Source organism: Paenibacillus sp. BC26 (assembly GCF_900116125.1).
In the GTDB taxonomy this organism is placed as follows: Bacteria; Bacillota; Bacilli; order Paenibacillales; family Paenibacillaceae; genus Paenibacillus_Z; species Paenibacillus_Z lignilyticus.
On record NZ_FPAD01000001.1, the window covers coordinates 1017079 to 1042885 of the forward strand.

19 protein-coding genes are annotated in these 25807 nt (G+C 49.5%); 15 read left to right on the forward strand and 4 right to left on the reverse strand.

All coding sequences use genetic code 11. The features are described 5' to 3' along the window. Positions 1-103: 103 nt before the first annotated feature. The 8 genes from BM412_RS04280 (at position 104) to BM412_RS04315 (ending at position 9892) form a co-directional block, all read left to right on the forward strand. A complete protein-coding gene (locus BM412_RS04280; protein WP_091214365.1) occupies positions 104-1213 on the forward strand; it encodes a winged helix DNA-binding domain-containing protein in 1110 nt (369 codons plus the stop codon). Positions 1214-1234: 21 nt separating this feature from the next. Then, positions 1235-2005: an N-acetyltransferase gene (locus tag BM412_RS04285; RefSeq protein ID WP_091214368.1), complete on the forward strand. Its 771-nt coding sequence runs from the start codon at positions 1235-1237 to the stop codon at positions 2003-2005. A gap of 116 nt (positions 2006-2121) precedes the next feature. Then, positions 2122-2817, forward strand: a complete 696-nt coding sequence (locus BM412_RS04290) for a DUF421 domain-containing protein (protein WP_091214371.1) — start codon at positions 2122-2124, stop codon at positions 2815-2817. 130 nt (positions 2818-2947) lie between these two features. Then, on the forward strand, positions 2948-5059 hold the full coding sequence (locus BM412_RS04295; protein WP_091214373.1) for a multicopper oxidase family protein: 2112 nt from the start codon (positions 2948-2950) through the stop codon (positions 5057-5059). 127 nt (positions 5060-5186) lie between these two features. Then, positions 5187-6143, forward strand: coding sequence for a helix-turn-helix domain-containing protein (locus BM412_RS04300; protein WP_091214376.1), 957 nt, complete (start codon positions 5187-5189; stop codon positions 6141-6143). 143 nt (positions 6144-6286) lie between these two features. After that, on the forward strand, positions 6287-7126 hold the full coding sequence (locus BM412_RS04305) for an MBL fold metallo-hydrolase (protein WP_091214379.1): 840 nt from the start codon (positions 6287-6289) through the stop codon (positions 7124-7126). 56 nt (positions 7127-7182) lie between these two features. After that, entirely contained in the window at positions 7183-7869 is a 687-nt protein-coding gene (locus tag BM412_RS04310; protein ID WP_091214381.1) for an orotidine 5'-phosphate decarboxylase / HUMPS family protein, read from the forward strand. Positions 7870-7873: 4 nt separating this feature from the next. Further along, entirely contained in the window at positions 7874-9892 is a 2019-nt protein-coding gene (locus tag BM412_RS04315) for a TIM barrel protein (protein WP_091214384.1), read from the forward strand. A gap of 23 nt (positions 9893-9915) precedes the next feature. On the opposite strand, the gene BM412_RS04320 is transcribed toward BM412_RS04315, so the two are convergent. After that, positions 9916-10818, reverse strand: coding sequence for an AraC family transcriptional regulator (locus BM412_RS04320; RefSeq protein WP_177245656.1), 903 nt, complete (start codon positions 10816-10818; stop codon positions 9916-9918). 159 nt (positions 10819-10977) lie between these two features. Between BM412_RS04320 and BM412_RS04325 the strand changes: the two genes are divergently transcribed. Continuing rightward, positions 10978-12114, forward strand: coding sequence for a Gfo/Idh/MocA family protein (locus BM412_RS04325; RefSeq protein WP_091214390.1), 1137 nt, complete (start codon positions 10978-10980; stop codon positions 12112-12114). A gap of 884 nt (positions 12115-12998) precedes the next feature. Here BM412_RS04325 and BM412_RS04330 read toward each other — a convergent pair. Further along, positions 12999-15254: an AraC family transcriptional regulator gene (locus BM412_RS04330; protein ID WP_091214393.1), complete on the reverse strand. Its 2256-nt coding sequence runs from the start codon at positions 15252-15254 to the stop codon at positions 12999-13001. Between the two features lie 229 nt (positions 15255-15483). Here BM412_RS04330 and BM412_RS04335 point away from each other — a divergent pair, with 229 nt between their 5' ends. The 6 genes from BM412_RS04335 to BM412_RS04360 all read left to right on the forward strand — a co-directional run bounded on the left by BM412_RS04335 (position 15484) and on the right by BM412_RS04360 (position 23570). After that, complete coding sequence (locus BM412_RS04335; RefSeq protein ID WP_091220176.1) at positions 15484-16407, forward strand: ABC transporter permease; 924 nt, start codon at positions 15484-15486, stop codon at positions 16405-16407. Between the two features lie 15 nt (positions 16408-16422). After that, the gene (locus BM412_RS04340; protein WP_256256111.1) at positions 16423-17307 is read left to right on the forward strand and encodes a carbohydrate ABC transporter permease; all 885 of its coding nucleotides are present in this window, start codon (positions 16423-16425) and stop codon (positions 17305-17307) included. Positions 17308-17362: 55 nt separating this feature from the next. Further along, positions 17363-18979: an extracellular solute-binding protein gene (locus tag BM412_RS04345; RefSeq protein ID WP_091214396.1), complete on the forward strand. Its 1617-nt coding sequence runs from the start codon at positions 17363-17365 to the stop codon at positions 18977-18979. Positions 18980-19067: 88 nt separating this feature from the next. Next, positions 19068-20816, forward strand: a complete 1749-nt coding sequence (locus BM412_RS04350) for a glycoside hydrolase family 35 protein (RefSeq protein ID WP_091214399.1) — start codon at positions 19068-19070, stop codon at positions 20814-20816. A 50-nt stretch (positions 20817-20866) separates the two neighbouring features. Further along, on the forward strand, positions 20867-22135 hold the full coding sequence (locus BM412_RS04355) for a Gfo/Idh/MocA family oxidoreductase (RefSeq protein WP_091214401.1): 1269 nt from the start codon (positions 20867-20869) through the stop codon (positions 22133-22135). 157 nt (positions 22136-22292) lie between these two features. Continuing rightward, the gene (locus BM412_RS04360; RefSeq protein ID WP_091214404.1) at positions 22293-23570 is read left to right on the forward strand and encodes an L-cysteine desulfidase family protein; all 1278 of its coding nucleotides are present in this window, start codon (positions 22293-22295) and stop codon (positions 23568-23570) included. A 59-nt stretch (positions 23571-23629) separates the two neighbouring features. On the opposite strand, the gene BM412_RS04365 is transcribed toward BM412_RS04360, so the two are convergent. Both BM412_RS04365 and BM412_RS04370 read right to left on the reverse strand, forming a co-directional pair. After that, the gene (locus tag BM412_RS04365) at positions 23630-24715 is read right to left on the reverse strand and encodes a Ger(x)C family spore germination protein (protein WP_091214407.1); all 1086 of its coding nucleotides are present in this window, start codon (positions 24713-24715) and stop codon (positions 23630-23632) included. Then, the gene (locus tag BM412_RS04370) at positions 24712-25800 is read right to left on the reverse strand and encodes a GerAB/ArcD/ProY family transporter (protein ID WP_177245657.1); all 1089 of its coding nucleotides are present in this window, start codon (positions 25798-25800) and stop codon (positions 24712-24714) included. The genes BM412_RS04365 and BM412_RS04370 overlap by 4 nt, the downstream gene beginning before the upstream one ends. Positions 25801-25807: the final 7 nt, after the last annotated feature.

A 25807-nucleotide genomic window follows, 5' to 3' on the forward strand; every position in this document is an offset into this window, starting at 1 on the left:
GACACAAAAGGATATGAAACAAGTAGAGGAAATCAGCAAATCATAGAGAAGTTGTTTGCAAAGAGCCGAACGAAACGATCAGTGGCTGAAAAGAGGATGAGACATGAAGAGTGATACGGTTCCGGTACTTGGAAAACGCGCTTTGAACCGTGCGCTGCTTGCCAGACAGCAGCTGCTGAAACGCGTCGATCTACCGGCATTGGATGCGATCGAGCAGTTAGTCGGTTTGCAGGCTCAAGCTCCGCATTCCCCTTATTATGGTTTGTGGGCGCGGCTCGAAGGTTTCCGGCAGGAAGAATTGAGCCGTCTGATTCAAGAACGGCAAGTAGTCCGCTTGGCGTTGATGCGCTCGACCCTGCATTTGGTTTCTGCTCGCGATGCTTTGAAGCTGCGTCCAGCGCTGCAACCAGTCCTAACCCGAGGACTTCAAGGCAGCTTTGGTAAAAGTCTTGTCGGTATAGATCCGAAAGAACTCGCTGACGCAGGCCGTGCAATCGTCGAAGCGGAACCGATGACAGCAAGCGAGCTTGGCAAACGACTTCATCAGAAGTGGCCGGACAGGGATCCCGAAGCCCTCGCGGCCGCCATTCGAAATGCCGTGCCGCTGGTGCAATTGCCGCCGCGCGGCGTTTGGGGCGAAAGCGGTCAAGCCATCCATACTTCTGCAGAAGCTTGGCTAGGTCAACCTCTATCGCCGGAACCGTCGGTAGAGGAGATGATTCTCCGCTATTTGTCTGCCTTTGGCCCGGCTTCCGTGAAAGACATGCAGATGTGGTCGGGATTAACGGGGCTGCGCAGCGAGTTCGAGAAGCTCCGAGCCAGGCTCGTTAGCTACCGTGACGAGCAAGGAAATGAGTTGTTCGACTTGCCGAATGCACCGCGGCCCGATGCGGAGTGTTCGTCTCCACCTCGATATCTGGGTGAGTTTGACAATATTCTGCTGTCCCATGGGGATCGCACACGGATGATCGACGATGCTTACCGTAATCGAGTGTTCACGAAGAACGGCATCATCCGATCCGTTATTCTTGTTGATGGATTTGTTAGCGGCATATGGAACCTGAGTCAAAGGCGCGGAACAGCTGTTTTAACGATTGAACCATTCAGGAAACTCGCTTCACGGGAAGCCGACGAACTGGCCGAAGAAGGAAGGCATTTGTTGAAATTCGCGGTTGGCGAGGAGCAAACGACGGAGATTCAGTTTACCACTTAAGAAGAAAGGAGGCTGCTTGGGATGATCACGAGACCATGTCAAATCAATGAGATTCAACATCTTGCAGATGCCTATATTGCTGAACTGTCTTCGCCTTTCGACTCCTTTCTGGAGGAGCATATTCTGGCATCGACGTTCTACATTATTGAAGAAGGGACAGCAGCCATCGGCTACTTTGCGATCCATCATAACGAAACGCTTACCCAGTTCTACATCAGCCGTCCCTACCGCAAGCATGCTCAGCCGTTATTTAGCAAGGTGCTTGAAGAGAACTCGCTGACCACGCTTTTCGTTCCGACCTGCGATGAACTGTTTCTAAGCTTGGCTATCGATAAGGATTTCAAGGTAGATAAACAAGCTTACTTCTTTCAAGACAGTCTTGCGGAGCTTTCCGATAATAAGGTTTCCGAGGATGATTCCTTCCGCCCCGCTGAACCTGGCGATTTACGGCAAATCGAGCAGGTTTGCGGCGATTTTCTCGATTACTATGAGCGTCGAATCCATAACGGGGAACTATTCACTTATTATCGAGGTTCCTTGCTGCTTGGCATCGGGGTGATGGAGCAATCCAAGCTGATTGCCGGCGTGGCCAGCATTGGGATGATGACCAATGCGTTGTATCGGAAGCAAGGGATTGGGAGGAACATCATTGTACAAATGAAGAAATGGTGTTATGAGCACCATTTAACGCCTATATGCGGCTGCTGGTATTATAATGAAGCTTCTAAATTAACATTGGAAAGCGCCGGGATGGTTACGAAGACCAGACTGCTGAATATTAAAGTCACTTAAACCGGCCGCCCCGGATAAACAACTGCCGAACGAGCAGAGAAAAGTCCATGCGTATGCATTGGGAACAATTGGGGGACAATATCGGACTGAAATGAGGGTTGCGGAGGGAAGAATGCGTGGATTTTTTCAAAAGTCAAGAGTCACTATCGGCAATGGGCTGGATTTTGCGCAGCATCGTTGGATTTGTCTTTCTGTTAATCGCTGCCAAAATGATGGGACAGCGTTCCATATCTCAGCTTCGATTCCTTGATTTCATTATCGCGCTGACTCTCGGCAATATTATTGCTCATCCGCTGTCGGATGAGCATCTCGGGCTCAAAGGGTCGATGATAACGACGATTTCGCTTGTGCTGCTGTACTTAGCAGCGATCTGGCTTAGCTTGAAAGTGCCGCTGCTTAAACAATTTTTCGATCCGCCGGCGATCACCCTTATCCAGAATGGGAAGCTTGATTACCGGAATCTTTCGAAAGCGAAGCTCGCCATTGAATTCCTGTACGCAGAATTACGCAAATCGAATGTGGAAGATATCACGAAGGTTGCTTTTGCTGCATGGGAGCCGGGCGGTACGTTATCTGTCTTCGTCAATACGGACTATCAACCCGTGACTCCGGCAGACCTGAAACTAACGACGGAACCGTTCAACCTGACTAAACCGATCATAACCGATGGCCATATGGAGCACGCGCTGCTGCGCGAAATCGGCAAGGACCATGTATGGCTGGAGACGGAAATTCAGCCCGTCTTAGTGAAAAACGTGATTCTGGCAACCGTAGACAGCAAACTGACCGTGCAGGTACATGTAGTGCGATAGGGCCTTCTAACGATACCAGACCCGGTTCCGACCTTAGACTGGGGGAAAACTAAACCTCAGTCTGTTAAAGTCATCCTCGAATTCCCGTAATATGTTGGCATAACTCATGATGCCAAAGGGGATTTGTTCGATGTATGCTTTACTTTATGGGCTGGATGCCCTCGCTACGGTGTTACTCGTAGTCTTCGGCTGGATGGCCGGAGGCAAGGCAGGCCGACTTGTTTACAGCTCGTCCTACAAGAAACTGAAACATAAATCAAGAACCGTTATGGTTTTGTTCAGCTTATCCGTGCTGGCGCTGGCAGGTAAAATCGTCATTGCGCAGCAGTTGTACACGGAATTTGGCTGGCTATTCTCGCAGGATCGCATTCTTCTCCAACTTCCGCCTCTTCTGATTGCAATGATGGCAAGCGGGATCTACGGCATTCCTCGAATCATCCGCATCATGCGGTTGCCGGCCGAGAATCAAGATACGCCCCTCGATGCGGCAGCTTATCGTCTGGCAGGCGACTCCTCTCTGATCATTCCGTTCAAAGCAATCAAATACACCGCATTGGCCAGTTTGTTTTTCTATTTCGTACCGGTTGTACCGATTAGATGGTTGGATGCCGCAACGGTTCTACTCGTACTGCTGGCGTTCATCACGATTATGGCTTACCGTGTGCTTAACCGCAGCAAGAGCATCCATCAACATGAGAATTGGGTACCTTTGGGACGTAAGCTGCGTGTAGCCAAAGGAGTTGCCGAAATCCTGATCATGATACTGATCGTCGTCGGCGGCTGGATGTATGAACGGGATGCAAGCCGTCTCCCGGAAACGATGAGCATGATGACCGGATCATCCGATTTCGGCGGAGGTATTGAAAGCGAAAACGCTCATCAGCATGCTGCCCATGCTGTAACTGCGGGCGGGAAAGCCGATGTCAGCGTGGAGACGTTAACCGGCCCCGAAGAGGGAGAACCGGATCGCCGTTTCACGCTGACGGCAGAGAAGAAGCTGGTTCGAAGCAGCTCGGGCAAAATGGTGGAGGCATGGACATATAACGGTCAAATTCCCGGACCGGAGCTGCGGATGCGGCAGGGGGAGCTGATCGAAGTTACATTGATCAATAACAACGTAGATGTAGGCGTTACGTTACACTGGCATGGTCTGGATGTTCCCAATGCAGAGGATGGCGTCGCAGGCGCGACCCAGAATGCGGTCATGCCGGGGCAAACGCATACGTATCGATTCATCGCGGAACAAACCGGTACCTTCTGGTACCATTCTCACCAAGATTCAGCAGAGGCGGTCAAGAAAGGGTTGTTCGGCGCATTAGTGGTGGAGGATCCTTCTGATCCTGCAACTAACTATGGAATAGATCGGACGATCATGACCTATTCGTTAAAAAATAGCGGCTTCGCCTTTGGCGAAGGAGCGGATTCGGAGCTCCTCGAGCAAGTGCAAGCTGAACCGGGCACGCCCGTGCGGCTGCGCCTGATTAATACCGAGAACTGGGTACAGCGCGCATTCACCGTTGTAGGCGTTCCTTTTCAAGTAGCGGCGATCGATGGTACGGAACTAAACGGACCAACGGATTTGAGCAGTAATACTCGTCTTGAAGTAACGACAGGCGGCCGGTATGACGTGACCTTCGTAATGCCGGAGACGCCGGTTTTTATTAACATCGGCGATGATGCTAAGGAGGGCATTCTATTTAGCGGGAAGGGCAATGGCGAACCTCTTGATTTGCCAAAGAGCATTACGATATTCGATCCGTCCGTTTACGGAACACCGGAAGTGCTGCCCTTTAGTTTAGACAGTCACTTTGACAGAGAGTTTCTGATGGTCTTGGATAATCAATTCAGTTTCTATAACGGCAGCTTCGGCGCCTTGTACACCATCAATGGCAAGCTGTTCCCGAAAACGCCGATGTACATGGTTAAACAGGGGGATTTGGTCAAAACAACCATTGTTAACCGCGGTATGGTCGAGCATCCCATGCATTTGCACGGACATCATATGCTGGTATTGAGCCGTAACGGCAAGTCGGTAAGCGGCAGCCCGTGGTGGTCCGATACGCTGTATGTCGGCCCGGGCGAGCGATATGAGGTCGCTTTTCTCGCGGATAATCCAGGGATATGGATGGATCATTGTCATAATCTGGATCACGCCAAGGTTGGCATGTCGATGCATCTCGCCTATGAAGGGATTACGACACCCTTTGCACTTGGGACGGAATCGCATAATCACCCCGAATAGAATGGATTCAACCGTCAGTTGAATTGACGCGTTCAACTGTCTATTGATAGAGTAGAGCTGCCAAGCGTGCTATGCTGATTGCAGGGCAGTGCGCACTGTACAATCGAATAAGTGGAGGCGTTCTACAATGGAAATGCGTAAGATCGGTGCTTTCATCTCCAGTCTAAGAAAAGAAAAAGGGATGACGCAGGCGGAATTCGCCGAGCGTTTGGGAATAAGTCATCAAGCCGTATCAAAGTGGGAGCGCGGCGAGTCGCTGCCTGATATCGGTATGTTGCCGGCAATCAGCCGGTTACTCGAAACGTCCATCGATGAGCTGCTGGCCGGTGAAAGCCGGATTGTGCTTGCGCAGGAAACAGCATCCGTACAGGCTGCTGCAGGTGAGGAGCTTCACAGCATCGAGACCGTTCAGGAAATCGAAGTATCAGATGAAGAAGTAGCAGATAGTGAGCCTGTCGAAGCTCAGGACGAAGCTCAGGACGAAGCTCAGGACGAAGAGCAGGAGGATGGTTCGGACGCATCCGATGATGATGGCTCGCATCCGAGCTTGCATGCGATTTTGCAGCTTGCACCGTTTCTGGGCAGCGACACGATTGATGAGATGCTCCGTTACGTAGAGGAAGGTCGTCTGAGCGCTGACGCCATTCAAGGCTTGGCACCTTTTATTAGTAAAGGCTCATTAACCCGTTTGGTGGATAAGGCCATTGTCGGAACGTTCGACATGCAGCAGCTTGTAGGACTCGCACCTTTCCTGGACACCGAACAGATCGACCGGCTTGTCCGGCAAGCTGAGGAAGGCACGGTCGATTGGGACATCGTACAAGCGCTGGCGCCATTTATAAGCCGGGATACGCTGGACCGATTAGTTGATCGGATTGCCGATGGTGCCATCGATGCCGACCGAATTATTGGACTCGCCCCGTTCCTATCGAAGGGGAGTATGGAGAAGCTGCTGTTGCATGTGGAGTCCGGATTCCTGGGCGCCGATATTCTCTCCGCTATTGCGCCATTCATTCACAAAGATGCGCTGGAGAGACTGGTCCGGGGCATGCTGGAGAAGACGCTGACGCGTTCAGCCGAATAAGGGGATGGTTATCTGCCATTCTGCGAAACGAATTAGCCAGGGCTCCTTACGACGGAGTCCTGGCTTTTTCGAGTGAGAAGGTTTACATGTATCCGGTGTAGAAGATGAAGGAGTACGATCTTGACTAACGGAGGAGAAGAAACATGAATATTCCTAACGTACGTACAGGTGAGGCGCTAATTCGGGAGATCGACGAAACCCGTGTTCCATACGGCATGCTAGCCATTTGGTTTCTTGGGCAGGTCAGTGTCATTGTCAAAGGAGGCGATACGGTCGTTTATATCGATCCGTATTTGGCAGATTCTCCGTATCGGCGGTTTAAGCCTCCCCTTCGTCCGGAGGAGGCGGCGAACGCCGACTGCGTGCTCATTACACACGAACATATCGATCACTTGGATCCGGACACGATACCCGCGATGGCGAAGAACCGCAGCGATACGGTGTATGTGGCGCCGGGCTACTGCCTTGATGCACTCGCTGAATTCGGCGTGTCACCGGAGCGGCGAATTCATGCGATAACAGGCGAATGGCGGGAGCTCAAAGGGCTCCGCTACAAACCGATTCCGGCGGCTCATGAAGAATTGGAGTACGATTCCGCGCTTGATCACCGGTTCGTCGGTTATGTGCTTAACTTAAACGGGGTTACGTTTTACCATGCGGGCGATACGACGGTTTATCCCGGGCTCGTTGATACCGTGAAAGCAGAAAACGTCGACTGCGCGCTTCTGCCGATTAACGGACGCGATCCGTTCCGGCTTGCGCGTAATATCGTTGGCAACATGAACTTTCGCGAGGCAGCCGAGTTTGCGGTCGCGGCCGGGATCGATACCGTTATTCCGGCGCATTACGACATGTTCGAGGGCAACACGGAGCATCCGGGACATTTCATCGACTATTTGTACGAGAATTTCCCTACTCAGAAGAGTCATGTAATGGCGCGATTTGAGAGGTATGTGTACGTGTCCGGCCGCGCGTTGAACTAACATAAGCGTTCCCATTTGGAGGCAGTTACACGATAGAAGGGGAGGATTCGACTATCATGGAACCGATCGTACAAATTTCACTGGATTTAACAACCATCAAAGAAGCATTGGAAATGGCCGAGATTGCCGTAGAAGCAGGCGTGGATTGGATTGAAGCAGGGACGCCGCTATTGCTTGGGGAGGGTCTTCATGCTGTTGCGGCATTGCGCCAAGCTTTCCCGAATCACCCGATCGTGGCCGATCTGAAAACCATGGATGGCGGCTATCTGGAAGCCGAAATGATGGCCAAAGCCGGAGCTACTCACGTAGTCGTCATGGGCGTGGCACATCCAGCGACGATTCGTGCTGTTGTTAAGGCAGCCCGCGATTACGGTATCCAGGTAATGGGCGATATTATGGCTTCGCCGGATCCTGTGGCTTGCGCCAAAATGCTGGAAGCTAATGGGGTCGACTTCATTATCGTCCATACCAGTTTCGATGAGCGCGGAGAAGACAAGGAACGTACGCCGTACGATCATCTGGCTGCCGTAGTCGAAGCGGTGAATGTTCCTGTACAGGCTGTCGGCGGACTTACGATCGACCAAGCCGCAGACATGCCGAAGAATGGCGCTCCACTGGTCGTAATCGGCGCTCCCCTCGTTATCGATAAGCAAGAGTTCAAACCAAGCAAGGACCGTGAGCAGTTGAAAGGGATCTTGCAGCAATTCGTGTCCCGCGTTAAAGCGAATAGGATCGAGGGGTGACGTGATGACAACGACAGCCCGCGTAGCGCTTTTTCCAAAAGGATTTATGAATGAGTTGTCGGATGGCACGATGAGTTTATGGGAATGGATCGAGATAGCCGGCATGCTCGGTGCAGATGGGTTGGAGATGTATCCGCGTTTTCTGGAAAGCACGGAGCCGTCCTACCTTTTAGCTGTTCGAGAGGCGTGCGACAAAGCGCGTTTAGCCATCCCGATGATGTGCTCGTCACCGGATTTCACGCAACCGGATCCTGCGTTAAGAAGAGAAGAAATTCAGCATATCAAGACGATGATCGATGTCATGGCGATACTCGGTCCGGAAGATTTCAGAAGCTGCAGAGTGCTGTCCGGACAAAGGCGGATTGAAGTTTCCAGGGAGGACGGCATTCGCTGGACCGTGGAATGCATCCAAGAGCTGCTCGAATATGCCGCCGAGAAGAAGGTTGTCCTCGTGATGGAGAACCACTATAAGGACGGTTACTGGACAGCGCCGGAATTCGCTTTGCCATGCGATATTTATTTAGAGATCATCAGTCAGATCGAATCGCCTTGGTTCGGAGTGAATTATGATCCTTCCAATGCGATCGTTGCCGGCTATGATCCCATTCGATTGTTAGAGCAGGTCAGATCCAGAGTGGTAACGATGCATGCCAGCGATCGCTATTTAAGAGAAGGCTATTCGATGGATGACATCCGCGAGTTTATGGACCAAGGCTACTCCCATGCACTTGAGCATGGCGTCATTGGCAAGGGCATGAACGATTACGGCATGATCTTCAGGATTCTGCAAGAAGAGAAGTTCACCGGCTGGATCTCCATCGAAGATGGCGTGAACGGGCTGGACGAGCTTCGGGAATCGGTTCATTTCATTACCAATCAAATCACGCAATATTTAAGCTATTCTGAAATGATGAAAGCGATTGTATTGAAAAATGCCAATTCTGAATCAGCGGCAGTCACGTTAACGGAAAAACTTCGCCCGGAATCGCCGGCCGATCACGAAGTATTAATCAAAGTGCTTAGCGTCGGACTCGATGGTACCGATAAGGAAATCATTATGCATCGATACGGCGTGCCGCCGGAGGGAGAAGAAGACCTGATCATTGGTCACGAGCTGATCGGTGTAGTGGAACAAGCCGGAGCCGCTTCCGGATTTAACGTTGGAGATGCTGTCACCGTGTTGGTAAGGAGGCCATGTCAGGATCCGGATTGTCCGAATTGTCGCGCAGACCGATCTGACTATTGCCAGAGCGGAAACTACATCGAAAGAGGCATCAAAGGTTCTCACGGATTTATGTGTGAATACGTGGTTGAGGATGCCAACTATGTCGTAAAAGTTCCGGATGGGATGAGACATTTGGGCGTATGGGTAGAGCCGCAAAGCATATTCGAGAAACTATGGTCGACGATCGCCCATTTCCAAGAAAGATTCGTTTGGAAGCCTAAGCGGGCATTGGTGCTGGGTTCCGGTCCGATGGGCTTGCTGTCCGCCTTGTCGCTTCGGACTATGGGCATTGAAACGCATGTGTGGTCGCTGCATGCCCAAGACAGTCTTCAAGCGAATGTTTTGTCCAAGATCGGCGCTCAATTCCAGAGTGCGTATAACGACGCTTCGGATGATGCCGCCGACCATGGACTTGCAAGGCACTATGGCAACAAACGAAATCTGAATTTTGATATCGTGCTGGAGTGCACCGGATTCACTCCGCTGCTTATTGAAGCGACGCACTTGCTTAACCGAAACGGAATTATCGGGTTGCTCGGTATTTCTTCGACGAACCGCCACATTCAGGTGCCGATGGATCAGATTAATCAGAATTTCGTCATCGGCAATCAATGCATGGTAGGTTCGGTTAATGCTTCCAAACCGGATTTCATCCGTGCGATCGATCGGATCGGGCAAGTAGAGCGTTGTTATCCCGGCACGTTGAGCGGCCTGATCACAGATGAATTTACTCCTGAACAAGTGGTTTCCGTTCAATTTGATCGAATTGGCATCAAAGGGGTCGTACGAATGAGCTAATCCCTGAGGAAGGGAGCTCCCTCCTATAAAATGCTGCACAGCTTCCGGTACTCCCGCGGCGAAACCCCTTGCCATCGTTTAAATACATGGCTGAATTGATGCAGGCTGTCGTAACCGATGCGCATGCCGATCGCCTCGATTTTCATATCCGTTTCTCTCAGGCACCGCTTGGCCTCTTGATGGCGGAGATGCTGAACATATTGATTGGGGGTTACGCCGAACTGTTCTTTAAACAGCCGGATAAAATGATCCTCGCTTACGTTCAGACGCTCCGCCATCACCGTGTTCGGCCAAGTCAAATGCAAGCTGCCGCTGAGCTCGTCGACCAGCTCCCGAAGAGCCTTCAAATAAGCCGCGGAGGCGGTTCGCCGCGGAGCGCTCTGCAATCTTAGAATCGACGCGAGCATCTGCAGCATGGCTCCTCGGCAGACCAGCTCATAACCGGTCCTTGCCATTGTAAACTCTTCGCAGATCAATTCCATGCCTTTCACGATATCAACGGACAGCGATGAATATTTACGGGTGAAAAGCCGCTCGCCGCCCGGACCTAGCGGCTGCTGACAGAACAAGGCTTCTTGGACACGCGATTCATCTACAACCATATGGATCTCAGGCGTCAGCTCGAACTCATCATAGAAGTCGAAATGAACGCCGAGCAATTGGGCACCGGCAGCAGTTGGAATTTCAATGCGATGTCTTTCACGGGTGCTTAGAAACAAGAGGTCGCCGGGGAAGTAACGAATCGACTCGGGTTCATCGATGAAATGGACGATCATTTCCCCGGAAATGACGACCATCACTTCGAAGTCGTACAGACGCCGCTCATTGCCTTGATAATAGGCGGAGTCCTGGTACTGGGCCCAGTGAATGCTGGGCATCCAAGTCAAGTTATCGGGCTTGCCGTTGTCTGATGAAGATAGTGCCATTGCGTCCATGCCCCTTAATCCGGATAAAAGTCGATTATAGACAACTTTATAGCGATATCGAGTAAATACATCTTATAGAACCTATAGTATCATTCGAATTAGTTAGCGACAATAAACAACTATAACTAAGACAATTGATTAATATGGGGGATTTGCGACATGGCAAAACGAATTGGAATTATCGGGTATGGACTCAGAGTCAGCGGCTTGTTTGGCAAATTGGATGAACAGGAAACGGGCTGCCGAATCGTCGCCATTGCGGATCCCCGCGAGCAGGAGCTGGCCGCTCGTATGGGCGAGGCAGCAAACGAAATCGAATGGTACGCGGACGCGGATGATATGCTGGATAACGCCGGACTGGATGGGGTCGTAATCGGTACACGCTGCAATTTGCATACGGAGATGGCACTGAAAGTATTAAAACGCAGCCTGCCATTATTCCTGGAGAAACCGGTTGCCACGACCTATGAAGATTTATATCGCTTGAAAGCGGGCTACGAGGCTTCGGACTCGCAGGTAGTGGTTTCATTCCCGCTGCGCAATACTCCGCTTGTAAAGCTTGCCAAGGAAATTATAGATTCAGGCAAAATCGGAACCGTAGAGCATGTGCAGGCTGTGAACAATGTGCCTTACGGCGGCGTCTACTATCACAGCTGGTACCGTGATGAGAGCATAACCGGAGGCTTGTTTCTGCAGAAGGCGACACACGATTTCGATTATATCAACTATTTGCTTGGCGCGAATCCGACCGCCATATCGGCCATGAAATCGAAACAAATATTCAAAGGCGATAAGCCTGCCGGCCTGATGTGCCGCGATTGCGACGAGAAGCATTCCTGCGAGGAAAGCACGCTCAAGCCGGTGAATCGCGATCGAGGGAGCTATTGCAGCTTTGCGACGGATACCGGCAACGAAGATTCCGGCAGCGCCTTGATTCGTTACGAATCCGGCATGCACGTCACCTACTCGCAGAACTTCTTCGCAAGAAGAGGCGCACAGAGACGCGGAGCTCGACTGTTAGGTTATAAAGGAACGCTGGAATTCGACTGGTACACAGGTGAGCTGAGGGTCTTCATGCATCATGAGGCGCGAGTGGAAACCCATCAGTTCGACTTGAATGCGATGGATGGGCATGGCGGGGGAGATGGCATGCTGCTGCGCAACTTCTTCCGGATCGTGAACGGAGAAGAGCGTTCATCCACCTCGCTCGACGATGGACTGCTGAGCGCGCTGCTTTGCCTGAAAGCCAATGAATCCGCGGATACGAATACGTTTCAGCAAGTAGCTTGGAACTAGCTGGCATCATGCTTCACTAAAACAGAAAAAAGGGGCTGTCCGTTAGGATAGTCCCTTTTATTGATCAGCGAAAAGTTGAAACAGGATTGCCGACGGTAATGTTGCAGGATCTGCAACATTTGACCTCTGTGGATGGTTGAAAGTAGACAATTGTTGCACAGAAGGCAACATTATTTCTCGGATTGGCAGCCATACAGCGTTTGGAGCAGTACATGTTGCATAGAAGACAACAATTTATCTCGGAGCTCGCCGTTTCTCGATAATTGTTGCAGAATAAGCAACATTTACTTTGGATGTACCTTTCTCTCTATTTGATTGCTGAGAGTTCGATTTCCAGATTTTCAGTGGTTGGACGAAGAGGTGGATCTATTAAGAAGTCGAGCGTCTCAGATGCGAACTCTCAGCTATATAGTTTAGTTTCATGCGGTCATTAGTGACCGTTAACCTTGAATAACTGGCATTTTTGTTTTCATGCGGTCATTAGTGTCCATAAGCGAGGGAAAAGACAGAGAAAACCGTGAAGTATTCCTTTTAATGGTCATTTGTGACCATAAATACAGTGAATGTACGTTATTTTCGTTCTAATGGTCAAGATTGACCACTTGATAGGGCCGATAACGCCGTTGTCCACGCCTCCTCTGTCTAGCTGATCGATTCAGGTACAAGGAATTCTCCACACCGAACCCCATCGGAAAAAGAAGCCGAGAGTCACAAATGCGAACTCTCAGCCCCCAAACTACCCTATCTCAACCCCGTCAGCAGCCAAGAGCCTCGAAATCGAACTCTCAGCACCAACCCCCATCGGAAAAAGAAGCCGAGAGTCACAAATGCGAACTCTCAGCCCCCCAAACTTAGGGGGGAACCGCTCTAACCAATAAGACGCTTTACCGCTCACCAACAGCGGCATTGCGTCTAAACTCCGTTGGCGTAACGCCGGAAATTTTCTTAAAGGAACGGTTGAAGGAGCTGAGCGTCGTATAGCCAACTGAGGTCGCAATCTCTTGTATTTTCATCTCCGACAGCAGCAACAAGTCCTTCGCTTTCTTCACGCGAACCTCGTTCACGAAGTCCACGAAATTCGTCCCCATTTTCTCTTTGAAATAGGTGGAGAGATAACCGCCGCTAATATTCAATTTGCCGGCGATGAGGTCCAGGGACAGCTCTTCACCGTAATGCGATTCCGTATAGCTGACGGTAAAGCTGATGATCGGATCGCGTTCTTCTTTCTTCAATCGAACAAGCCGTCCGGCCTCGCTCACCAGCTTCTCCAGATAACAATCCAATTCTTCAATGGTATGCTGCTTCTCGATAGAAGGCAGCATGCAGGACAATTCATCCGTATCGATTTGCATGCTATGAAGCACGCGCATGACCTTGTCGGTTGTCTCCTCCGCGAAACGATGGAACTTGATGGCGGGGATGTTCCGTTTCTTCATCTTGGCCAGCATTCGGCGCAGCGACTGCAGGGCAAGCAGATCATTCCCTTCCTGCAAGCTTACATTCAGTTCCTGCTCCAGAATGGAAGTCGTCAGCATCGGCTTCTCGTTCGTTTCGCCGGCCTGAGACACATATGTCGTATCATCGAAAGGCCTCAGCTTCACAAGCTTCAGCACTTCCGCGTAAGCACTCGTCATCTGAGAAGAATGCGGGTAAGACGAGCTCACGGCGATGGTACAGAAACTATAGGCGTTATCCGTCTCCAGCACCGTTTTGATGTCCGAAAGGACCGCAGAGAGGCGGTTGTCATCCTCATCGTTCATGTAGATGACGGATAAGATTTGGTTTGTTTCGATTTGGAAGGTTTGCGCGCCTTCCATCTCCCGTCCGATCGCCTGAATCATATATTCGCGGATAAAAGCAATTGTCCGTTCTTCTTCTTCGGGCATCTCATCCCAGAATCGTTGTTTGAAATTCATTTGGAAGAGAATAAAACGAAACGGCCTGTAGTCCTGCTCGGCTGCCGGATCCGAGTCCTCATATTCAATGCGGATGCGTTTCAATACATTCATGAGCGAATAATGACGCAGATGGTTTTTCCTGCTTTCGAGACTGCGCTGTGCTTCCTGATTCACTTTAATCATGTGGCCGATGTTGGCATGGATCAGCTCAAAGTCATTCGCAGCGCCGCGAACGAGCTCCTTATTTTCATTTAAACTTCGGATCGACTCCACGATTTTACGAACCGGATTGTTGAACCGTCTGCTGAAGATGACGGATAAAACCAAGCTGACTATAGAGGTGACGACGAGCAGCACGATCAGGGTAACCGTGAGCTTTACGATTTTGCTCGATACGCTGCTGTCCGGAATGATATTCACATAAGTAAGCTCGGATGTTGTGCCTTTCTGATAGAAGAAATAGTAGCCGTTCTGTTTCACCCAGTTTCTCCCGGGCTTCAATTCCGGTAAAGCTTCGTGAAATGCCGGATCGGAGGTATAGATCGTGTCCCCTTGCGGACTGAGAATATAGAACGTGTTGTTAATCGATTGATGGTAATTGCGATACAGCTGATCCGCATCAATGAATGCAAGGAACTTGAAATCGGGATACAGCTGGCTTCGGAACAAGTAAGGGATGACGACGCCGGGCTGAGAATCTTGATAGGTCGGCGGCGGACTTTTGAATACAGCGGCCGGATACAGCTTGGATGCGGAGCCGGCTGTGGACAGTTCCTTTTCCCAGAAGGCCGGCGTGTAGGTACCATTCACATAGTGTTCGGTGAACATGACATCAAGCGAACTGCCGCGATACTTGTCTAATATGTAATGATGCTTCACGTCGTACATAAATAAATTGTTCAAGTAAATTCTTGGATTCACCGTGATTTGCTCTAAATCGTCGATGATGTTCCCGGCAGCCATATAATAAGGCTTCGATTTCTGCAAGTCATTGAGATGATCATTCAAGTACATGCCCACGATAACGTTATCCAGCAGCGCGAAGTATTGTTCGAATCCGCTCGTTGTATGGGACAGATTCGCATCGTTATACGTAATAATCTCGCCGTGAATGCTTTTTCTAAACAAGGTGAGGGAGATCAAATTAAAGGAAACAAATAACAAAATAATCGCCATAAAGCTGAGTACCATCTTGGTTAAGATCGAACGGGTATTAATCTTCAATTGCAAAATCTGCCTCATGAATAAACCCCTTTTGCCCTGGTCTGATCTTATTATCGAAAACTGTGCAATTTTACGAAAACCTTGAAATTCGCGGGAAATCGGTCATATTTCCGATGTTCTTCAAGGCGTGACTCTTATAGTATAGCGCTAGGAATGAAAAATCAAGATTCATCCGCTACAAATAATCAGAGGGGGATCATCATTGAATAACTATACAAATCCAGGTACAAACGCACCGGTAACAGTTATGGCTCACAGGGAAAGAAAACGTTCCTTCGTGGACAAGCTGTGGAATGAGCGCTACCTGTTCCTGCTTCTCCTCCCGGGACTTTTATACTTTATCATTTATCGGTATATTCCGATGCTGGGAAACGTTATCGCCTTTCAGGATTTCAGTCCGTTTCAAGGTTTCTTGCACAGCGACTGGGTCGGACTGAAACATTTTAAGAAAATCTTCGAAGATAGCGAAGTCATCCGAGTCATCTGGAATACGCTGTATCTCTCGTTCCTTCAAATTGCTTTCGCCTTTCCGGTGTCGATCGTACTGGCGATCATGCTTAATGAGGTGCGCAACGAACGATATAAGCGAGTCATTCAATCGCTTGTCTATTTGCCCCATTTCTTATCCTGGGTCGTTGTCATCGGGATTGTAACGACATTCCTGAAATCCGAAGGGATTATTAATCAGCTCATTCAAATGGCTTTCGGAACCGAACCGATTCCGTTTCTGACGTCGCCCCATTGGTTCATGCCGATCATTGTGCTCGAGGTGATTTGGAAAGAGTCCGGCTGGGGGACGATTATCTTTCTCGCGGCATTAGCCGGGGTTAACCCCCATCTGTACGAAGCGGCTGTCGTCGACGGCGCAAGTCGAATGAGGCAGATCTGGCATATCACGCTGCCTTCGATCCGCAGTACAATCATTATTTTGCTCATCCTAAGACTCGGAAGCGTGCTTGATGTTGGATTTGAACAAATCTTCCTCATGCTGAACCCGCTCAACAAGGAGATTGGGAATGTGCTTGATACGTTCGTGTATTACAAAGGGATCGAGAATTCGGACTTCAGCTTTGCAACGGCGGTAGGGCTGTTTAAGTCACTCGTAGGTTTGATTCTAATCGTTGGAGCGAATAAGTTATCCAAAAAATTCGGAGAAGAAGGAATCTACTAAGGAGGCGGTGGAGCAGTGGTTAAAACTCATTCCATTTCGGAAAAATTTGCAAATGCCCTTAACGTAATCTTGCTTGCCGCGGTCGGGCTTGCGATGCTGTTTCCGTTCTATTACATGATTGCGACCTCATTTACATCGGTTTCGGAGAGCGCTGCCAAGCCGTTTATCCTGTTTCCGGAAAAATGGGTCGTGGATGCTTATGAATACATCTTCCATTCCAAGGTGTTTGTCCGGGCGCTCATCGTCACCATCTGCGTTACGGTGGTAGGTACGCTCTTCAGTTTATTGCTCACCTCCATGATGGCCTATTCGCTGTCGCGGAGAATTACAGGGCAGAAATTTTTTCTTTTCCTTGTGTTGTTTACATTCGTCTTCGGAGCGGGTATTATTCCGTCCTATATGGTTGTAAAGGAAACGCATTTGCTCGATACCTACTGGGCGCTTATTATTCCGGGGGCCATCAATTCCTTTAATTTGATCGTGCTCAGGCAGTTCTTTCTTGGCATCCCCAATGATCTTACGGAAGCCTCGGTGCTAGATGGCGCGAATGATCTGCAGATTTTCTCGCGCATCATTCTTCCGTTGTCCAAACCCGCGCTCGCCGCATTCGGACTTTTCTATGCGGTGACCAGCTGGAACACCTATTTTACGGTACTTATTTATATCAGCGATCCGACCAAATGGACCATTCAGGTCATATTGCGGCAGATTGTCATCTTGAGCCAGCGTCTCGATTCTCTCTCGGACGGGCAGCAAGCCGCACTCGCGAATGCTTCTCCGCCGGCTGAAACGATCGGCATGGCAGCAATTCTAATCGCAACTATTCCGATTCTTGCGCTTTACCCGTTCCTGCAAAAGCATTTTGCGAAAGGGGTGATGCTCGGTTCCGTGAAAGGCTAGCTTTCATGTAAGTGAGGATCATCGCTGTGCCCAACATAAAGAGGAGGTCGAAAGTATGCGTAACAAACTAGTTTCATCGGTTCTGGTAGTTGCACTATCCGGCTCTATTCTTGCAGCATGTTCATCCGGCAATGAGGATCCCAATTCGAATACGTCCTCCAACGCGGGTACGACCAACAACGGTGCTGCGACGACAGCAGATCCGCATGCCGAGAAGTTGACGATTGATTGGTTCGACGGCACATGGGAAGACCCGGTTCCAACCGGGAACAGCGAAGCCGTGCAGAAAATCAACGAGAAATTCAATGTCGATTTTAAACCGCAATACATTCCTTTTGATACGTATGAAGAGAAGCTTGCCGTGAAAATGGCTTCCGGCGATATTCCTGATGTTATCGGGATGGAAGAAGTAAACGCGAACTATACGAAATGGGCGAAGCAAGGGGCATTCTTGCCGCTGGACGAGTTCTTGAAGCAGTATGAGTCGACCAAGGCCGTGCCTGATTATTCGTGGGACTCTTTGAAAGTAGGAGGAAAAGTGTATGGCATCCCAACCTACTTCTCCTCGAAAGGCGGCAAGAAGCCGATCATTCGCAAGGACTGGCTGGATAAGCTGGGTCTGAAAATGCCGACGAATTATGAAGAGCTTAAAAAGGTTGCCATCGCCTTCACCAAAGACGATCCGGACGGCAACGGCAAAGCGGATACGATCGGTCTGGGTCTGGCCAAAGGTATTTATTACGATCCATCGTTCGGGGCTTATTACGGCAATGCGGTATGGTATCACAAGAACAGCAGCGGTCAGCTGATCCCGGGCATTATCGCGGACGGTAATAAAGAGAAAGTCACTTTCCTTGCCGATCTGCAAAAAGAAGGCATCCTGCAAGCGGACTGGGCAGTAACGGCATACAAGGATATTTTCAAAGCGTTTAATGCGGGTAAAGTCGGCATTTGGTATGAACAGCCTGGCAACAGCGGAAACAACGGCGTATTGTTCGATGTGCTGAAACAAAACGCTCCGAATGCGGTGATAGAGCCGATTCCGCCGTTCAAAGCTCCGGATGGTTCTGAGGGACTCACCATCAACGGCAGCTGGTACCGGATGTATATGATCTCGGCGAAATTGAAGGATCAGCCGGAGAAAGTAAAACGCATTCTCGAAATGATCGATTACTTCCACAAACCGGTCACGTTCGAAGAGCGCAACCCGCAAAACGAATACTTCGACTGGCTCTACGGCGGAGAAGGAAAAGGCTATCAAATGGTGGACGGCGTAGCACAGCCAATCGCGGAGAACCGCTCGAACGTTGCTCCGGGTGCTTACATTACCGAAGGCGGATGGTTCATGAACGACGAAGATCTGTTCACGTTTGCCAAGATCGCGAAGACGCCTGAGGATCAGAAGTTCCAACAAACGTTAGCCGATCGACTGCATAGCATGAAGTTTTACGTAAATCCGACAAGCCGGATCATCTCGCCGCTGCTCATGGAGAAGAGCGGAGAGCTGCAGACGTATATTACGGATGAAACGACGAAGATGATCTTCGGCGAAAGACCGCTCAGCGATTGGGATAAAATGGTCGAGGAGTACATGGCTAAAGGCGGCAAAGAAATGATTGACGAAGTCAATAAAGAATTAGAAGCTAACCATGTCCAAGGCGAGTGGAAATAAGCGCAAGTGATTCCATAACAGACAGCCCGAACCTAGGTGGTTCGGGCTGTCACAACATTACCGCATATAGATGGAGAGAGGTATAGTTATGCCAATATTGACGACAGACAAACAACAATTCCTGCTCGATGGCGAGCCGTTTCGCATCCTGTCAGGGGCTATTCACTATTTTCGCGTTGTACCGGAATATTGGCGGGACCGCCTTTGGAAGCTAAGGGAAGGCGGCTTCAATACGGTTGAAACCTACGTAGCTTGGAATATTCACGAGCCCAAAGAAGGGCAGTTCGTGTTTGAGGGCATTGCGGATCTCGTTCGATTCATTGAAATTGCCGGTGAGCTGGGCTTGCATGTCATCGTTCGCCCGAGTCCTTATATTTGCGCGGAGTGGGAGTTTGGCGGCCTGCCTGCTTGGCTGCTTGCTGATCCCGGCATGCGTCTGCGCTGCTATCATCAGCCTTTTCTCGATAAAGTGGATGCGTATTACGACGTATTGCTGCCGAAGCTGGTGCCGCTTCTCTCGACCAACGGCGGCCCGATCATCGCGATGCAGATTGAGAATGAATACGGCAGCTACGGGAACGACAAGAAGTACCTGAAGTATTTGGAGCATGGCATGAAGAACAGAGGCATCGACGTGCTGCTGTTCACCTCCGACGGACCGGGCGATTTCTATCTGCAGGGCGGCATGGTGGAGGATGTTCTGGCGACCGTGAACTTCGGGTCACGCGTGCAAGAGTCATTCGATAAATTAGGCGAATATCAGCAAGATCAACCGCTGATGTGCATGGAGTATTGGAATGGCTGGTTCGACCATTGGGGCGAGCAGCACCATACGCGCGATTCGGACGATGCGGCACGCGTGCTGGATGATATGATGGAGATAGGCGCTTCGGTAAATGCCTACATGTATCACGGCGGAACGAACTTCGGTTTCTATAATGGCGCGAACTTCGGTGAGGAGAAACACCAACCGACGATTACAAGCTATGACTATGACGTGGCAATCAGCGAGTCCGGCGATCTGACGGACAAATTCTATAAATTCCGCGAGGTTATTTCGAAGTATGTGGAGCTTGGACCGCTTAACCTCCCGGAGCCAATCAAGAAGAAAACCTACGGCAGCGTTACCCTGACAGAGCAAGCTCCGCTCTTCCCGTCTTTAGATAAGCTTTCCGTTCCGGTAGCGCGTACATGCCCGGAAACGATGGAGCAGCTTGGGCAGGATTACGGATTTATTCTGTATTCGACGCGAGTGATCGGGCCGATCACCGCTTCCCGTCTTAATTTGCAGGATGTGCATGACCGCGCACTTATATTCTTAAATGGGGAATACAAAGGCACGATCGAACGCAATAACAAAAACCATGATGTGCTGCTCGATATCCCGGCAGAAGGGTCGACACTGGAAATTCTGGTCGAGAATATGGGCCGCATTAATTATGGTCCCTATATGAAAGATCCGAAGGGTATTACGGAAGGCGTACGGCTTGGCCAGCAATTTCTGTACCATTGGACGATCCGCCCGCTGCCTCTGGATGACCTCCGCAAGCTGGTCTATCATGAGAGCAGCGTGAAGCAAGAGCAGCCTACGTTCTATAAGGGCTCCTTCCAAGTTGATGAAGCGGCGGATACCTTCCTCGCTCTGAGCGGCTGGACGAAAGGCGTTGTATATGTGAACGGCTTCAATCTGGGTCGTTATTGGGAGATTGGACCACAGCAGACGTTATATATTCCGGCACCGCTGCTTCGTGAAGGTGCGAATGAACTGATTATTTTCGAGCTGCATGGTTGTAACGAGCCTGTCGTCAAGTTGCAAGACAGCGCAGTGCTGGGTTAACTGCGGATTAGGGAAGAGAATTCATTCTGGGAATCAATGGGGGAGACAACATGGCTCAACTTACTGCAATACTAATTGGGGCAGGTGCACGGGGAGCGGGAAGCTATGCTCCATTTGCCCTGGACTATCCGCATGAATTGAAATTCGTTGCGGTAGCCGAGCCGGATGCGAATCGCCGCGAGAAGTTTGCGAAGCAGCATAATATTCCGGAGGAGATGAGCTTCGAATCTTGGGAGCAGCTGCTGGCGAATCCGAAGCTTGCGGATATTGCCGTTATTTGCACGATGGACCGGATGCATTTTCACCCAACGATACAGGCGTTAAACAACAAATATCATGTTCTGCTGGAGAAGCCGATGTCCCCGGACCCGCTGGAGTGTCTGCAAATGGAACAAGCGGCTCGCGAAAATAATGTTTTGTTATCCATCTGCCATGTGCTGCGCTATACTCCGTTCTGGAGTAAGATTAAGCAAATTCTGAGCGATGGGCATATCGGCGATATCGTATCCATCCAGCTCAACGAGAATGTAGGCTATTGGCATATCGCGCATAGCTTCGTCCGAGGGAACTGGAACAATTCCGACACCTCCAGTCCGATGATCTTGGCGAAGTCATGCCATGACATGGATGTTCTGTCCTGGCTCATGGATCAGCCGTGTGTGCGTGTGAACTCCTACGGATCGCTCATGCACTTCAATGAAGCGAACGCACCGGAAGGGTCGGCCGATCGTTGTCTCGATTGTGCGGTTGAAACGACTTGTCCGTATTCTGCGCCTCGTTTCTATTTAAGCGAGCAATTTAAAGGCTGGGCCAGACATTTTACTCCGGAGCTTACCAAAGAGAATATCGTCCAAGGCCTGCGCGAAACGAATTACGGTCGCTGCGTGTATAAGAGCGATAATAACGTGGTCGATCATCAAGTCGTTGGCATGGAGTTTGCGAACGGTGCAACGGCGATGTTCAGCATGTGCGGCTTTACATTCGAGCAGGAACGCAGAATTCAAATTATGGGTACGCGCGGCGAACTGCGCGGCGATGACGATAAGATCACCTTATTTGATTTCCTGACGCATCAGAAAACAGAAATTACGATCCCTTCGCAATCGAGCGGACATGGCGGCGGTGATGCCGGTATCGTCAGAAGTTTCCTGACCGATGTGCGGAACTATCACGGTCAAGAGACGTTAACTTCAGCAGTCGCTTCCGTACGCAGCCATCTAATGGCGTTCGCTGCCGAAGCGTCCCGTCTTGATGGCGGCAAATCGATTGAATTAACGGCTTACGCGGAAGAATTGATGAAGCAAAGCGTTACAAAATAACAAGAGGGACTGCTTAGCGATAAGCAGTCCTTTTTCATTTTTCGGAAAGGTTAAAACTTACTGGAGAATATGATTGATTCCGAGGAGCAACCTATAGTATATTTTTAGAATTATGCGAAGGTGTACGGTGCCTTTAGGTGTTTTAGGAGGACATGAATTGGAGAAGCACAGTTTCATTCAAATCTTGCAAAATGAGCTTGTCGTCGCGCTTGGCTGTACGGAACCGGTTGCGATCGCCTTAGCTGCGGCAAAAGCCAAAACCTATTTGCCTGATCCGATTGTACGCATCACGGTTAAAGCGAGTGCAGGTATCATTAAGAATGCATTGGCTGTGGGAATACCCGGTACGGAGCTGACCGGCATTGATTTTGTCGCTGCGTTAGGTGCCTTGGCCGGTAATGCCGACAAGCAGCTGGAAGTGCTCGCCGACATTACGTCTGCGGATATCGCTGCGGCGCAAGCCATGGTGGAGCAAGGTACGGCCACGTTTGAGCTTGCAGACACGCCTCGAAAATTATATATAGAGGTTATTGCCGAAACGGAAGATCGCTATGCGAAGGTTGTGATTACGGACAATCACACGAATATTACCCTTATTGAAGTAGATGGGAAGGTCGTAGAGTCAGGCGGCTGCGCGAATGTTAGCTTCAAGAGCTCCAAGGAAGAACGCGGCTCGCTATCCATCGATGCTATTGTGGATTTTGTGAATGCGATCGATCCGGGAGAACTCCATCTGGTGAAGCAAAGCATCGAGTTGAACCGAAAAGCCGGGCTGGACGGATTAGCTCATTCCTACGGGCTTGAAGTCGGGAAGACGATTAAAGAAAATGTGCAAAGAGGCATTCTGTCCGATGATTTAATCTCTCACGCGATGGCTCTGGCAGCGGCGGGATCGGATGCTCGTATGGCCGGATCTTCGATGCCTGTTATGGCGAATTCGGGAAGCGGCAATCAAGGCATTGCCGCGACGAATCCCGTAATCGCAGCGGCAGAGAAGCTGGGGACATCGGAGGATCAATTGATCCGCGCAGTTGCGCTCAGCCATTTAGTCACGATTTATATTAAATCGAAATTTGGCCGCCTATCCGCATTATGCGGCGTGACGGTATCCGGCACGGGTGCGAGCTGCGGCATCACCTATTTGCTTGGCGGCGGCAAATCGGAGATCAAAGGCGCGATCCAGAACATGCTCGGAAATGTAACCGGGATGATGTGCGATGGTGCCAAAGGCGGCTGCGCCATGAAAGTTGCGACCTGCACAAGCGCAGCCGTTCAATCCGCGCTTCTGGCTTCCAAAGGGATGACCATTTCATCGACCAATGGTTTTATCGAGAATGATGCGGAGAAAACGATCGATAACTTCTGCCGGATCGGGAATGAAGCGACCTCGGATATCGATAATCTGATTCTCGATATGATGCTGAATAAGGAATAAACGAAAATCCGCCCTCTCAGGCGGATTTTTTGTGTGCTTACAAAGCGAGGTCATCCGATTTATTTTCGGATTCCCATTTCCGAAAGCATAACCTTAACGTTTAACTTTACGTCCATCGTTGGATACTGTTGATTCCATTCCGCTTCGTTCCAATTTCTCGTCTTGCTCCTAACGAAATCCCCTAACCCAAACGGGTCTATCCCTTCTTTTTTACACCTTTGTATCAGATCCATTCCGGTTGAGGTTATATCCGCTTCAAAGCTTTCTACCATCTTCTGCTGTTCAAGCAAGGTTAAGCGAATCCCCCTCGAATCAATTAATTCGCTGTTCATGTTTAAATTTATCGTTACCTTTGGATGCTGCGTATCTTTCCCGACGCGATAATTCACTTTCGAACCTACATTTTTCAAGGCGATGTAAGATCCGTTGTCCAATTTGGTTTCAAGAATACCGCCATGCTTCACATTTTCCATAAGCAGCTTCATGACTCGCATCTGCTTCTCGTTCAGTGACAGGATATATTTGTCATCCTTAAATAACGCTAAACCGGAAATCATCACTTGATTGTTTTGCAGTTTAATGAGCGGCAGAAAAGGGTCCATTCCTTTTCCCAGATAAGCGTACTCGAAATCATGAAGATTTTGCCTCGGAACAAGTCCGTTCCGCACGTTCGTATCGAGCAAATTAAACAAGAACATCCCTTTCTCCTCATCGGAACTGAAATTCGATTGCAATAGCGCCTTTGCTTTTCCATCAACAACAGCTAAATACATCCTTCGTGAAGCGAGAGGATCCCGCAAAACGACATCCAATTGATCTGCCAATCCTTTTGCCGCCAACTCTTGTTCAAATAGGATTATGGAAGCTTTTCCGGGTTTAATGGGACGGTTTAATTGCATGTCCATTAATTCTGTAATGTTCTTGGTCGTGTGGCCAACCTTGGAGTACAAGATATTGGTAACGGTAGCGGATTTGCCGGCATGAAATTTAGGCGCCGCTATCGTAAATTCGATATCTTCATTCGGCGCCTCATCGAAGGCGCATACAAAAGTAATGGTTATTTTCTCCAACACTTCTTGCTTGACGCACCCACTCAGCAACAGCAGAAAACAGGTAAGCAGGAATAAGGAAAAACATCGAATCATACGGTTCTTCTCACTTTCATTCTGACCACGTCGACGATAAATACGAATGGAATATACGCATAAATCATATAGAATCCGATCTCGGATAACAGGTTTTGTAAGGCCTCAATGCGAGTCCGACCCGGAATCAGACATACAAGAATGAAGACCACAATTAATAAGATCGGAAGGACAGTCAATTGTTTTACGGAGAAAATCAGCTTGCACACTCGACTTGAAGCCCAGAGACTGAGGCATATGATCGGAATCACCCATAAAATCTGTGATGTAGCGCCGATGTATTCAAATCGTTCAATGAACGGAAAATGTACAAATTTATACTTGCTTAACTGCGGCCATATTTCAGTCGATAATTGTTCGGGTTTGAACAACAGCAATGAAAAGAAAATAATGATTAAATAAGAAGCGGTTGTAATTCCATTGGCCAAATGAGCCCACTTTTCGGATTTTTTGGGCATTCGGATGAAGGTGTAGCAGAACAAGAGCACTTCCACGCCTAAATAAGGAAATGTCAACGTCGTACTTGCTTGGACGATTTCATTCAGCGAATGATCCAGAACCGGCGACAAATTGCTGAAATGATAAAAAGTCGAAGGGAAAAACAAAGACAATATCGTAATATACCTCAGCATGCTAAACATACATATGCCCACGATCACACGAAACCCTCCCGCGACGATGTAATAAACGAGCAGGAGCAGCACCAACGCTAACGGCCATGTATTAAGATCAGGAAACAGCCAGACTTGAATAATCTCGATAAACATGCGTAGTAGATAAGTTGCTATAAGCAGGAAGTAACCGATAAAGATAAAATTAAGACCTCCACCTAACAATTTCCCGAAAAATCGTTTATGAATTTGGATAAGGTCAGTCTCATTCCGGTTGAGAATGCGATACATCATCCAAATAATAATATGGAAACTGATTCCGCATAGGATGACAGAAATCCATGAATCTTGGCCTGCCAATTGAATGGGTTTGGTCGACATAGAGACATATTCCGGCCCGAACTGCATGGCATGAATCAATATAAAAACGAGAAAAGGGGATATGGTAAAACGCAGATGTTCCTTTGACTTCATGGTTGTA

Bases quoted from the DNA above. Each gene is read 5' to 3' on its own strand.
- BM412_RS04280 (WP_091214365.1), top strand. From the start codon at position 104: ATGAAGAGTGATACGGTTCCGGTACTTGGAAAACGCGCTTTGAACCGT.
- BM412_RS04285 (WP_091214368.1), top strand. From the start codon at position 1,235: ATGATCACGAGACCATGTCAAATCAATGAGATTCAACATCTTGCAGAT.
- BM412_RS04295 (WP_091214373.1), top strand. From the start codon at position 2,948: ATGTATGCTTTACTTTATGGGCTGGATGCCCTCGCTACGGTGTTACTC.
- BM412_RS04300 (WP_091214376.1), top strand. From the start codon at position 5,187: ATGGAAATGCGTAAGATCGGTGCTTTCATCTCCAGTCTAAGAAAAGAA.
- BM412_RS04305 (WP_091214379.1), top strand. From the start codon at position 6,287: ATGAATATTCCTAACGTACGTACAGGTGAGGCGCTAATTCGGGAGATC.
- BM412_RS04310 (WP_091214381.1), top strand. From the start codon at position 7,183: ATGGAACCGATCGTACAAATTTCACTGGATTTAACAACCATCAAAGAA.
- BM412_RS04315 (WP_091214384.1), top strand. From the start codon at position 7,874: ATGACAACGACAGCCCGCGTAGCGCTTTTTCCAAAAGGATTTATGAAT.
- BM412_RS04320 (WP_177245656.1), bottom strand. From the start codon at position 10,818: ATGGCACTATCTTCATCAGACAACGGCAAGCCCGATAACTTGACTTGG.
- BM412_RS04325 (WP_091214390.1), top strand. From the start codon at position 10,978: ATGGCAAAACGAATTGGAATTATCGGGTATGGACTCAGAGTCAGCGGC.
- BM412_RS04330 (WP_091214393.1), bottom strand. From the start codon at position 15,254: ATGAGGCAGATTTTGCAATTGAAGATTAATACCCGTTCGATCTTAACC.
- BM412_RS04335 (WP_091220176.1), top strand. From the start codon at position 15,484: ATGGCTCACAGGGAAAGAAAACGTTCCTTCGTGGACAAGCTGTGGAAT.
- BM412_RS04345 (WP_091214396.1), top strand. From the start codon at position 17,363: ATGCGTAACAAACTAGTTTCATCGGTTCTGGTAGTTGCACTATCCGGC.
- BM412_RS04350 (WP_091214399.1), top strand. From the start codon at position 19,068: ATGCCAATATTGACGACAGACAAACAACAATTCCTGCTCGATGGCGAG.
- BM412_RS04355 (WP_091214401.1), top strand. From the start codon at position 20,867: ATGGCTCAACTTACTGCAATACTAATTGGGGCAGGTGCACGGGGAGCG.
- BM412_RS04365 (WP_091214407.1), bottom strand. From the start codon at position 24,715: ATGATTCGATGTTTTTCCTTATTCCTGCTTACCTGTTTTCTGCTGTTG.
- BM412_RS04370 (WP_177245657.1), bottom strand. From the start codon at position 25,800: ATGAAGTCAAAGGAACATCTGCGTTTTACCATATCCCCTTTTCTCGTT.